The organism is Rufibacter latericius (assembly GCF_003721515.1).
GTDB classification, from domain to species: Bacteria; Bacteroidota; Bacteroidia; order Cytophagales; family Hymenobacteraceae; genus Nibribacter; species Nibribacter latericius.
Genome location: NZ_RJJD01000021.1, coordinates 131,112 through 143,226 on the forward strand (window position 1 = coordinate 131,112; position 12,115 = coordinate 143,226).

10 protein-coding genes are annotated in these 12,115 nt (G+C 50.9%); 9 read left to right on the top strand and 1 reads right to left on the bottom strand.

Translation table 11 applies throughout. The features are described from left to right. The 8 genes from EFB08_RS20320 to EFB08_RS20355 all read left to right on the top strand — a co-directional run bounded on the left by EFB08_RS20320 (position 1) and on the right by EFB08_RS20355 (position 9,933). Complete coding sequence (locus tag EFB08_RS20320) at positions 1-1,122, top strand: glycosyltransferase family 4 protein (RefSeq protein ID WP_123128815.1); 1,122 nt, start codon at positions 1-3, stop codon at positions 1,120-1,122. A gap of 71 nt (positions 1,123-1,193) precedes the next feature. Beyond that, the gene (locus EFB08_RS20325) at positions 1,194-2,309 is read left to right on the top strand and encodes a glycosyltransferase family 4 protein (protein ID WP_123128816.1); all 1,116 of its coding nucleotides are present in this window, start codon (positions 1,194-1,196) and stop codon (positions 2,307-2,309) included. 340 nt (positions 2,310-2,649) lie between these two features. After that, positions 2,650-3,549: an O-antigen ligase family protein gene (locus EFB08_RS20330; RefSeq protein ID WP_165864980.1), complete on the top strand. Its 900-nt coding sequence runs from the start codon at positions 2,650-2,652 to the stop codon at positions 3,547-3,549. Positions 3,550-3,824: 275 nt separating this feature from the next. Continuing rightward, positions 3,825-5,207, top strand: coding sequence for a histidine--tRNA ligase (hisS, locus tag EFB08_RS20335; RefSeq protein WP_123128818.1), 1,383 nt, complete (start codon positions 3,825-3,827; stop codon positions 5,205-5,207). Further along, positions 5,207-6,712 carry a histidine ammonia-lyase gene (gene hutH / locus EFB08_RS20340; protein WP_123128819.1) on the top strand — a complete coding sequence of 502 codons (1,506 nt, stop codon included), beginning with the start codon at positions 5,207-5,209 and terminating at the stop codon, positions 6,710-6,712. Before hisS ends, hutH begins: the two co-directional genes overlap by 1 nt. 8 nt (positions 6,713-6,720) lie before the next feature. Further along, positions 6,721-8,352 carry a T9SS type B sorting domain-containing protein gene (locus EFB08_RS20345; RefSeq protein ID WP_165864981.1) on the top strand — a complete coding sequence of 544 codons (1,632 nt, stop codon included), beginning with the start codon at positions 6,721-6,723 and terminating at the stop codon, positions 8,350-8,352. Positions 8,353-8,555: 203 nt separating this feature from the next. Further along, positions 8,556-8,891: a YbaB/EbfC family nucleoid-associated protein gene (locus EFB08_RS20350; RefSeq protein ID WP_123128821.1), complete on the top strand. Its 336-nt coding sequence runs from the start codon at positions 8,556-8,558 to the stop codon at positions 8,889-8,891. Next, the gene (locus EFB08_RS20355) at positions 8,881-9,933 is read left to right on the top strand and encodes a glycosyltransferase family 2 protein (protein ID WP_227006424.1); all 1,053 of its coding nucleotides are present in this window, start codon (positions 8,881-8,883) and stop codon (positions 9,931-9,933) included. The genes EFB08_RS20350 and EFB08_RS20355 overlap by 11 nt, the downstream gene beginning before the upstream one ends. Here EFB08_RS20355 and EFB08_RS20360 read toward each other — a convergent pair. Further along, the gene (locus tag EFB08_RS20360; protein ID WP_123128822.1) at positions 9,898-10,116 is read right to left on the bottom strand and encodes a PspC domain-containing protein; all 219 of its coding nucleotides are present in this window, start codon (positions 10,114-10,116) and stop codon (positions 9,898-9,900) included. The two genes, EFB08_RS20355 and EFB08_RS20360, sit on opposite strands and share 36 nt — an antisense overlap. Before the next feature lie 205 nt (positions 10,117-10,321). Here EFB08_RS20360 and EFB08_RS20365 point away from each other — a divergent pair, with 205 nt between their 5' ends. Next, positions 10,322-12,028: a tetratricopeptide repeat protein gene (locus EFB08_RS20365; RefSeq protein WP_125077819.1), complete on the top strand. Its 1,707-nt coding sequence runs from the start codon at positions 10,322-10,324 to the stop codon at positions 12,026-12,028. Positions 12,029-12,115 lie beyond the last annotated feature (87 nt).

Genomic DNA, 12,115 nt, shown 5'->3' on the forward strand with positions numbered 1-12,115 from the left:
ATGCCTTCCCTGGTAGTTGATGCCCGCATGATTCATGCCTCCGGTATTGGGGTATATTTGAAACAACTGCTTCCGTTTCTTCCTCCCTATTTTAAAGTGTCAGTCATTGGCAAAGCAGAGGAGTTAAATGCTTTTGAATGGTCTTCGGAAGTGACAATCCTTCCCATGGAGGCTTCCATTTATTCTATAAAGGAACAACTAGCCTTGACAGCCAGAATTCCTACCTGTGATATTTTCTGGTCTCCGCAGTACAACATTCCGGTGCTGCCTATCCGGGCGAAGAAACGGCTGGTGACCATCCATGACACCTATCATCTGGCGTACCGTCATACCTTGGGGTTTGCTCAAAAAGTCTATGCCACCATATTGATGAGAGCAGCCATAAGGCTTTCAGACCAAGTGGTAACGGTATCCCATTTTTCGGAAAAGGAGTTGGTCCGATACACCGGTTGTCCTTCGGAGAAAATAAACATTATCTACAATGGCGTGGACCTCACCCGTTTTAAGCCCGATTTTTCAGAAACTGGCTTAAAAGAACTTCGGGCCGCTTTGCCCCAACTGCCCGATAACTACCTGTTGTACGTGGGCAATGTCAAGCCCCATAAAAACCTGATTACCTTGTTAAAGGCATACAATGGGCTGCCCTTCGCCATAAAGGAGCGGCACCACCTGGTGATTGTGGGTCAGAAACAAGGATTCATCACCCCCGACCAGGAGGCACCAAGGTACCTGGAAGAACAAAAAGCACTGCAACCCTTCGTACATTTTACCGGCTTTGTTCCCGATAACCTTTTGCCATTCCTCTACAAATACGCATCTTTGTCAGTTTTCCCGTCCTTGTACGAGGGGTTTGGGATGCCTCCCCTGGAATCGATGGCGTGTGGCTGCCCGGTGGTGGCCTCCACTTCGGCTAGTATCCCGGAGGTGTGCGGGGAGGCTGCCCTATACTTTGATGCCCTTGACGTAAAAGGACTCCAAAAACAGCTGGAGAGGGTACTCACGGAAGATGGTTTACGTGCAGAATTACGTGTTAAAGGATTGCAGCACTGTCAGAAATATTCCTGGCGGGTTTCTGCTGAGTACCATTTGGGGGTGCTCCAAAAGCTTCTTTCCACGCCTTAACCCCAAGCGGTATCAAAGAAACGAGTACCTGGTTTGAACCACAGATAGGTTTTTCATCATATAGAATCTTTGTGAAAGTAGCGATTGTACATGAGTGGTTCGTAGATTATTCCGGGTCAGAAAGAGTGGTGGAACAGCTCTTGGAAATTTTTCCTGAGGCCAGCCTTTTCTCGGTCATTGACTTCATGCCTGAACATCTGCGCAAACACATCTTCCACAAAACCCCAATCACTACCTTCATCCAGAAGCTACCCTTCGCCCGTAAGCACTACCGCAACTATCTGTTCCTGATGCCCTTGGCCATTGAGCAACTGGATGTTTCAGGCTTTGACGTGGTAATTTCCAGCAGCCATGCCGTAGCCAAAGGGGTTTTAACCCACTCAAACCAACTGCACATCTGCTACTGCCATTCTCCGGCCCGGTATGCCTGGGATCTTTACCACCAGTACCTAAGAGAAAATAACTTGACCTCAGGGGTAAAAGGATTTATTGCCCGGTTGATCCTGCACCGGTTCAGGGCCTGGGACGTGATGACCGTAAATCGGGTAGATTATTTCATAGCCAACTCCCGTTACATCGCCCGGAGGATCAGGAAAAACTATGGCCGTGACTCATCCGTTATTTACCCGCCGGTAGATCTGGAAGGATTCACACTTTCTTCGCCAAAGGAGAACTTCTATCTTACCGCTTCACGGCTGGTTTCTTACAAGCGCATCGATTTGATTGTGGAAGCCTTCAACGAAATGCCCGACAAGCAATTGGTGGTTATCGGGGAAGGCCCTGATGAACAGAAGCTGAAGGCTATTGCCGGACCCAACATTAAACTTATGGGGTATCAGCCTTTTGAGGTGCTTAAAGATCACCTGCAACGCGCAAAAGCCTTTGTCTTTGCGGCCGAGGAAGATTTTGGCATTACACCGGTAGAGGCCCAGGCCTGCGGTACCCCGGTTATTGCCTTCGGGAAAGGGGGCGCACTTGAAACCGTTACCCCCGAAACGGGTGTATTCTTTTATTCGCAGGAAAAGGAAAGCCTGAAAGAAGCGGTAGCGGTATTTGAAAGCCATTCAGGCGGGTATAATTCCCAACTTATAAGATCCTCTGCCCAGAAATTCAACCAGGAACGGTTTAAAGTAGAAATGCGGCAGTTTGTTTTAGAGAAATACAATGACCTTCAGCAAAACAAGTAAGAAAGAGAACGCTATTGCGGATGAAGTTTACGCTTACCTAATTTTTGCCTATGCTGCCTCCCTCCCTTTACGGTTTAACCTGAAGTCTCCTCTCCTGCTTGCTTTGTTGGTTTTCTTTCTTTGGGATACCTTTCTAAAGAAAAACCGCCAGTTTTCTTATCCCAGGAAGAAGGCCTTTTTAGCCCTTGTCGTTTATTACGCCGTTTGCCTGGCCTCCCTTCTGTACAGTGATCAGGTCAAAGGCACGTTGAATTTTATCATTCTTCAAGGTTCTTTGCCTTTATTACCCATCCTTTTCCATAAAAGGCTTTCTCCAAAGCAAATTCAAACCGCTTTGCTCGTGTTTTCCCTTAGTTGTTTCTGTTTGTCAGTGTATGCGACGATAGACATTTCAAGGCAATATTTTGAAAAGTACCCGGCCCATTGGCACCAATTACAGGAAATCGACTGGACCTTCTTTTCTTATTTCCTTCCGCAGAACATTCATTTCCACGCCCCTTATTACAGCCTTTACATTGGTACGTGCCTGATCATCCACTCGTACTTTCTGTATTCCACAAAGTATGCGCAGAACAAGGCTAGCTTTGTTTTACACCTGTTTTTCTGCCTGTTCTTTTTCGGCTTCCAAGCTCTGCTGTCTTCCAGGACAGCCTTAGTGGCCACCGTATTGATGATTGCCTTGGTCTGCGTGTACCTGGCCTTTAAAGCGGGGAAATACCTTGCGTTAGTGGCCATCATTCTTTGTACCGTGGGGGCCAGCGTGTTGGTTTTCCAGAAGGTAACCTACCTCCGGATAAAGTTCAGCGAAAGCGCCGGGGTGACCCAACGGAAAATGATGTGGACCTCGGCCTTTGACATCATCAAAGAACATCCCGTGTTCGGAATCAGCCCAGGCGAGAGCGAGTCGGCGCTTGTAGAGAGGTACAAGTCAAACCAATTTCAGGAAGGGATAACCTCCCACTTTGATGCCCACAATCAATTCATCATGCACGGGGTTTCCCTGGGTTTGGTTGGTGCAGTAGCCTTGCTATTGGTGCTGTTCTTTCTTTTAAAGGAAGCCTTTCAAAGAAAGAACTATCTCCTGTTCTGTTTTGTGGCCGTTTTTGCCATTTGCTGCCTAACCGAATCGCTCCTGCAGCGGCGAGATGGTACCCTTCTATTCTCCTTCATCACTTCCCTGCTCCTTTTTGCCCCCAGGAATTTACAGCCTGAAAAGGAAATAAAGGAAATGGCTGTTTAAATACGTCTGAATTCTACTTCCCTACTGGAAAAAACCCTTTGTTTTAGGCCCGTTTTCCTGAAAATAGCCCCTAAACGGCTTTCTTACCTTTCCGGGAAAACCTTGCTGGTTTTAACCTGATCTTCGTTTCAGGAGTAAGGAAAACAAAGTGATCTTTATCCGTTACGGGGCAGTTTACGAAATAACGGGTTTAAAACAGGATAGCTGCCAGGTTGACCCAGATCCCGCCTGATTCTTTTCTGAAATTGCTATCTTCGCAGCATTAGCAAGAAAACATGAGTCAAGACAAACCTTCTATCCCCAAGGGCACCCGTGATTTCGGGCCAGCCACGGTGGTGAAACGCAACTATATTTTCTCCGTCATCAAGCGCACGTTTGAGAAATTCGGCTTCCTTCCGCTGGAAACGCCCGCCATGGAAAACCTGTCGGTGCTCACCGGCAAGTACGGTGACGAGGGCGACCAGCTTATTTTCAAGATCCTGAACTCGGGTGATTTCCTGAGCAAAGTCTCTGCCCAGGACCTGGAGCAAGGCTACAAACCACTTACCCGCAAAGTTTCCGAAAAAGCCCTTCGTTACGACCTCACCGTGCCTTTCGCCCGCTTCGTGGTTATGAACCGAAACGAGATCGCTTTCCCGTTCAAGCGCTACCAGATACAACCGGTTTGGCGCGCCGATCGTCCGCAGCGGGGCCGTTACCGCGAGTTTTACCAGTGCGATGCCGATGTGGTAGGCACTAATTCTCTGCTCTGCGAAGCAGAAATCATCCTGATGATCGATGAGGTTCTGAGCACCCTGGGCCTGGACGATTTCACCATCAAATTCAACCACCGCGGTTTACTGGCCGGCATTGCCGAAGCCATCGGGGCCAAAGGACGGGAAGCCGACCTGTGCGTAGCCATCGACAAACTGGATAAAATAGGGCAGGATGCTGTTAACGACGAACTTCGGCAGAAAAACTTCTCTGAGGAATCCGTAAACAGCCTTAGGCCCATTTTGAACCTGGCTGGGAACATCTCTGACCTGCTTCCGCAGCTGGATACCCTTTTGCAAGACTCCGAAGAAGGAAAACGCGGCTTGCAGGACATCCGCAGCATGTTGTCGTTTCTGGAGAGTTTTACCATAAACAAGGCTAAAATACAGCTGGACGTAACCTTGGCCCGGGGCCTCTCCTATTACACCGGCTGCATCTTTGAGGTGAAAGTGAACAACGTGCAGATGGGCAGCATCAGTGGCGGCGGCCGTTATGATAACCTGACCGGTATGTTCGGGTTGCCGGGCGTATCTGGGGTGGGGTTCTCTTTTGGCGTGGACCGCATCTTTGACGTATTGGAGGAACTCAACCTGTTCCCGAAGGAAAGCCAGACCATTACGCAACTGCTCATCGCCAACTTTGACGAGGCCTCCATGCGGTATGCCTTGCCGGTGCTGCAAACGCTGCGGGCCGCAGGAATCTCTGCCGAGCTGTACCCCGAGTCTGCCAAGCTCAAAAAGCAGATGGCGTACGCCGATCAGAAAAGAATTCCGAACGTATTACTGATTGGCTCTGAGGAAATAGAAAGCGGCTTGCTCAACCTCCGCAACATGCGCACCGGCCAGCAGGAAAAGTTGCCTTTAGCTCAGATTCTGGAAGTATTACAAAACAACGCAACCGTTTAATGGCCGGGCAGCATCTCGTTTCCCTCGCCCCTATCTCTTTGGCAGAGATAAAGAATGTCCTTAAAAATAGGGCTACGCTGGCGCTTTCTGAGGAGGTGGAACAACGCATCAACGCGAGCCATGCCTATTTGCACCGGCACCTGGCTTCTTCGCCAAAACCTGTTTATGGCATCAATACCGGCTTCGGGGCGCTTTGCAACACCAGCATCTCCCCCGAGAACCTGGAAACGCTACAGCGCAACCTGGTGATGTCGCATGCCTGCGGAACGGGCGAGGAAGTGCCCGCCGAAGTGGTGAAACTGATGCTGTTCCTGAAGGTGCAGTCCTTGGGCTATGGCTACAGCGGCGTGCAGCTTTCTACGGTACAACGGTTACTTTCCTTCTTTAACCGTGACGTGTACCCGGTGGTGTACCAGCAAGGTTCACTGGGGGCAAGCGGTGACCTGGCTCCCCTGGCGCATCTGTGCCTGCCCATGATTGGCTTGGGAGAGGTCCGGTTTCAGGAATTCAAGCTCAAAGGCCACGAGATCCTGGACATTTTCAGTTGGGACCCCATCCGGCTGCAGGCCAAAGAAGGACTGGCCCTGCTGAACGGTACCCAGATGATGACAGCTTATGGTGCCACTATCTGCCTTAGAGCCCGGCAGGTTTCTCTGGCGGCAGATGTAGTGGCGGCCCTTTCGCTAGAAGCCTTTGACGGACTAAGCGCCCCGTTCTCGCCTCAGATTCACCAGATTCGGCCCCATGCCGGACAGGTGAAAACTGCTGCTCGCGTCTTACACCTCTTGGCTGGCAGTGAACTGCAGCAAAAAGAAAAATCTCAGGTACAGGACCCTTACTCGTTCCGATGTGTGCCCCAGGTGCACGGAGCTAGTTTAGATGCCTTGGAATACGCCGAAAAGGTTTTCACCACCGAGGTGAACTCCGTAACCGATAACCCGAATATTTTCCCGGACGAAGAACTGATTCTTTCCGGGGGGAATTTCCACGGACAGCCGCTGGCCTTGGCCTTAGATTTCCTGAGCATCGCTTTGGCGGAATGGGGAAGTATCTCGGAGCGGCGTACGTTCCAGTTGATTTCGGGCCAGCGGGGTTTGCCGCAGTTCCTGATTCAGGAGCCGGGGCTGAACTCAGGGTTCATGATTCCGCAATACACCGCCGCCTCCATCGTTAGCCAAAATAAGCAGCTGTGTACTCCCGCCAGCGTGGATTCCATTGTGTCGTCTAACGGGCAGGAAGACCACGTGAGCATGGGCGCCAACAGCGCCACCAAGGCGTACCAGGTAGTGCAGAACGTGGAGCGGATCTTAGCCATTGAACTGATGGCGGCGGTACAGGCATTGGAGTTCAGACGCCCTTTACGCACCTCTCCGGCATTGGAGAAAGTGGTAGAAGCTTATAGAAAACAGGTTGCTCCGCTGGAACAAGACCGTGTTTTGCAGCCCGATATTGAAAAAAGCATCAAATTTATCCAGGATTTCCCTTTTGACGAGTTGATGGCGTGAGAAAACAGGTGGCTCTTCTGCTGATTTTAGTGTGTGTGGCCCTTGAAGGTTGGGCCCAGCAGGCGCCTTGTTTTTTAGCCTTAAGAGGAACCCAGCCCGTGGAGACCTTCTGCGTGGGGGAAACCATCACCTTCAAAGACAACTCCGGCAGGCCCAACGTCACCGAGTTTTATGACTTCGATGCCCGTGATGGGGTAATTCCTGATCAACTGCCCGCCCATGTTTTCAATACCCCGGGAACCTACACCGTCACCCAGTTAACTGGGGTGGGGAATCTCTGTCCGCGCACGTTTGTAGTGAAAGCCGCCGCCCCACCCTCCGCCCCGGTTTTACAGAAAGTGACCCTTCAGGGCTCCACCTTTCAATTACAACTGCAAACAACGGGAGTGAACGATCTGGTGGTTGAAAGAGCGTCCTCCCCCTCAGGCACCTTTGCTGCCCTGGAAACCATCTCAAACGTAGTTGCTGGTCAAAGCCAGCATACCATTGGAGTTAATCTGGCTCAGGGATGTTTCCGGGTGCGTGTAACCAATATCTGCTCGGGGCGAGAAGACATCGTTTCCAACACGGTTTGCTCCCAGACGCTGGTAGTATCGCCGGGTGACCGGCAGAATCTCCTTTCCTGGACCCAGAACCAGAGTCCGGGTGGCGTGACGGAATACCAGGTGCTCAGAGGCGGACAGCTTTACCAAACCCTTCCGGGCACCCAGACGTCATACACCGATGATCAGGTGGCTTGTGGCCGAAAGTACTCCTATCAATTAGTAGCCCTGCTGCAGAACAACGTTGCCAGTGCTTCGTTGCCTGTTGAAATAGAAACCCAGGGCACCACCCGCCCAGCCGCCCCTTTTCTGCTCGCCAGCTTTGATCTTCAAAACAGAGTGATGCTGGAAACCTTTGTCCCGGACCAGGAAACCTTCAAAGAACAATCGGTTTACCGAAGCCAGAATGGAAACGGTTTCAGCCTGATTTCAGAAAAACAGTCCAAAAACACAGTGGATCCTTCACAGGTAGATCTCCGGTCCAGGCTTTGTTACCAGGTGGCTTACCTTGATTCCTGTAACGTTTCCTCCAACCAAAGCAATAGTGCCTGTCCGGTCATTTTAACGGCTACCCTGCAACCCGACGGCTCCGTTCAACTTACCTGGAGCTCCTATGAAGGTTTCCCGTCAGGCGCAGGGGCTCAGACGCTGCAGCTCCTGGATGACCAGGGAACCGTTTACTGGAGCACCCCGGTGACCGGCCAAAGCTACCTTGATGCCCAGCCACAAACCAAATACCAACGGCTTACCTACCGGCTACTTTCTGTTGCCCAGAATGCATCTTACCAGAGTTTCTCTAATACCAGTTCCATTGACCAAGGCTTTCAGTTTCATTTTCCCACGGCTTTCACCCCCAACAATGATGGCTTGAACGATATTTTCCGGCCGGTGGGGGCTCCTTTTGCTTCGTCCTTTATCCTGCAGGTCCTGAACCGTTGGGGTCAGATCATCTTCGAAAGCAAGGACCCGAAAGCTGGTTGGAACGGAACCCACGGTGGTAAGCCTGCTCCCCCGGAAACCTACCTCTTCCGGATGGAAGCCGTGGATGTCAACGGAAAGAAGATTACCCAAAAAGGTACTGTTACCTTGATCAGGTAAGTTGTTTTAGGGTCATTTTCAAGAAAACAGCCTTAAATGGGGTTTCTTTCCTACTCACTTACTGACTGCCTTTTTTCAAGGATATGCCTGGGGTTCTTTCATTCAGCTAAATCCCTTACTTTTGGACCCGGAAACAAAGCTGCGGGTATCTTCCTGCCTTGTTTCCCGTTAAGCTTGATAGAACTTACTTAAAGAAGAAGACTATGTTTGACATGTTCGGGATGATGAATAAGGTGAAGGAGATGCAGGCCAAAATGAAAGAGGCCCAGGATAATCTCAAGCACATCCAGGTATCGGCGGAGGCCGGCGGCGGTATGGTGAAAGCCACGGCCAGCGGAGACCGGCGCTTGCTGAAGGTGGAGTTTGACGAGACCCTCATGAACCCCAACGACAAAGAAATGCTCGCCGATCTGGTGGTGGCTGCCGTAAACAAAGCCATGGACGAGGCCGGTGAACGCGCCAAAGAAGAAATCAAAAAGAACACCGAAGGCATGCTACCCAACATCCCCGGCTTAGATCTGAGCAACTTTGGCTTATAGTTCCCCCACGGTGGCGGTGGTCATTCTCAACTGGAACGGCCGCCGTTGGTTAGAGCAGTTTTTACCCTCGGTTCTGGAAAACAGCCCCAAAGCCGAAGTCGTGGTGGCCGACAATGCCTCCTCAGACGATTCCCTTTCCTTTCTCCGTCAGCAGTACCCCCAGGTCAGAACCATTTCCCTGCCCGAGAATTACGGGTTCTGCGAGGGGTACAACCAGGCTTTGCGGCAGGTGGAGGCCACCTATTACGTCCTTCTCAACTCAGACGTAGAGGTGACGCCCAACTGGCTTGACCCGTTGGTGAACCTCCTGGAGGAAAACCCGAAGATTGCCGCCTGCCAGCCCAAAATCAAATCGTTTTATCAGAAAACCCATTTTGAGTACGCCGGAGCCGCGGGCGGATTCCTGGATGCTTACGGGTATCCCTTCTGCCGCGGCCGCTTGTTCGATACCTTGGAAGAAGACCACGGCCAGTATGATGACGTACGACCGGTTTTCTGGGCTACTGGCGCTTGTCTTTTCATCAGGTCTGCTGCCTACTGGCAAGCCGGCGGATTGGAAAAGGAGTTTTTTGCGCACATGGAAGAGATCGACCTATGCTGGCGTTTGCAAAACCTTGGCTACGAGATCTATTACCAGAGTCAAAGCACTGTGTACCACGTTGGAGGCGGAACCCTGCCAAAAGCCAACCCCAGAAAGACATTTTTGAACTTCAGGAACGGGGCCGCCTTGCTCTACAAAAACCTGAATGAGGAAGAATTGAACAAAATCCTGTACACCCGTTTGGTTTTGGACGGTGTGGCGGCTACCCAATACTTTGTAAAAGGCAACTGGAAAGAGGTACAGGCTATCTATAAAGCGCACCGGAACTTTTTTGCTCAAATGGCTTTTTGGAAAGAAAAACGAAAGGAAACTCCGGTAAAGAAAAAAACCACGCAACTCACCGGCTGGAGCCAGCAGAGCGTGTTGTGGCAATATTTTGTAAAAGGCAAGAAGGATTTCATGGCTTTAAACGTCCCAGACGGTGCTACGCTCCCGGCGTAGGATCTTCCGGATGTTCAGCCAAAAAGCCATTACCAGGTACACCAACACTGGTGAGCCGAACGTTAAAAAGGAGAGGTAGATAAAATAGAGCCTGATGCTGCTGGTAGCGAAGCCTAACTTTTCCCCTACTTTGGTGCAGACCCCAAAGGCTTGGCTTTCCAGGAAATACTGAATATTTTTCATGGTTTGAAAAGTTAAACACCTAAGTTAAATAAAATTACAATTTCTACCGTAACTTCCCCTTTGAAAAAGGCTCTAATTGAGTCTGGTAACGTTTCTATACGTTTCTTGTTGTTTTTAAGATATGCCTTTGTTGTTCTCCCGTCCCCTTTTTGCCTTTAGCTTCCTTTTCTCTTTCCTTCTTTTTACCGGTTGCACCCTTTCCAAAATGACCCGCAAAGCTGAGAAAGGCCAGACCATCACGGCCCAGCCTCAGGTACTCATGGTGCGCGGAAACCAGGTGCCCATAGAAGTACAAGCCCAATTACCCAAAAACCTACTCCGGGATGACTATCGGTACGGCATCAGGGTATATTACAAGGCAGAGAAAGGCGTGGAGGAACATGTTGGTTCTTTGGGCTTCGATTTCGGAAATTACAATTTTGTGGAAGGCAAACCTACCATGGCCAGCTCTTTCGCTTTTCCGTACACGCCTTCCAAAATCAGGGGTCAGTTGATGGCCCAGGGCGTAGTCACTGACCCCAAGGGACGCAAGAAATACACCAAGTCTAAGGTTTTGGCCCAAGGCATCATCACAACCCCGCACCTGATCCAGACCATCCATGCTCCCGCTTATGCCCCGGAAGTTTTCAAGAACGAGGCTCCCGGACCACTGAAGTTCCCAATCTATTTTGACCAGGCGCTGGCTACCCTTCGGCAGGGTCATGGCACCAACCTGCAGCTTTTGGAGGATTTTATCAAATCGAACCAAAAAACGCAGAAAATTGAGATCCTGGCCATGCATTCTCCGGATCAAATGGAAACCAACACCCGCAACCTGGCTCCCCGTAGAGCGGTGGCCGTGGAGCGGTTCATCAAACAGAAAATAGATACTGAGGGTTACAACAACACCGTTGGAGGCATTCAATTCGATACGCGTACCCTGCAGAAAAACTGGTCGGCGTTTCTGGGTCGCGTACAGACCTCTGCTCTTCCCGAAGATCAGATCCAGCAGATTCTTGACATCGTGAACGGTACGGGCTCTTTCGAGGAAAAGGAAGAGAAACTGCAGACGCTCCCCTCCTATGACTACCTGGAAATGTACGTGTATCCCGTTTTGCGGTACGCCGAAGTGACCGTGGACTACCAGCCCAACCTGCGCCGCGACTACGAAATCTATCTTACCGCCAAGCGCATTGTAGAGAACCGGGCCAACGCCGATGCCCTTACCGCCGAGGAAATGCAGTATGCCGCTACCTTAACCCCTTTGCTGGCCGAGAAAAAACGCATCTATGAATCCGCGGTGGAGACCTATATGAACTGGCAGTCTTTGAACAACCTAGGCATGGTGTTTTATGAGCAGGCGCAGAAAGAGCTTCGGCCGAAGGTGAAACAAACCCTGCTGCAAAGCGCCATTTTGAACTTGCGCTACGCGGCGCACCGCAAACCCGAAGCCCAGCAATTCTACAACCTGGCCGTGGCCCACCACCAGCGTGGCGATGCCCTGGAGGCCTTGCAAAGCTATGATTACGCCATCCGTTTGGGAGGTCCACTTCCCATTCTGCAGCAGGTTTTCACCGACAAGGCAGCCCTGGAACTGAGCGTAGGCCAGTACGATGACGCCGTGCGCAGTCTTTCCTACGCGGGAAAAAGCTACGCCGCCCAGTTCAACATGACCCTCCTCTACTTCCTGAAGGAAAACTACGAAGGTGCTGCCGAACTAGGCCAGAAACTTTTGGCGGAGTATCCTCATGATGCGAATGCCCATTATCTGATGGCCGTGATTGGCGCCCGCAGCCAAAAAGAATCGCTTATGGCTGAGCACCTGAAATTAGCCGTCAAAGCTAAACCCACCCTGGCCGGGAAAGCCATAGACGACCTGGAATTCAGTAAGTACTATAAATCGGCGGCTTTCGCCGAGGCCTTGAAACCCTGATCCCTTGTTCAAGGCTTGTTTTTGAAAAATAGGCCCAAAGCTTCAAGCATTTTTATACAACTTTCACCTGCCGGCAGATGCGTTTTT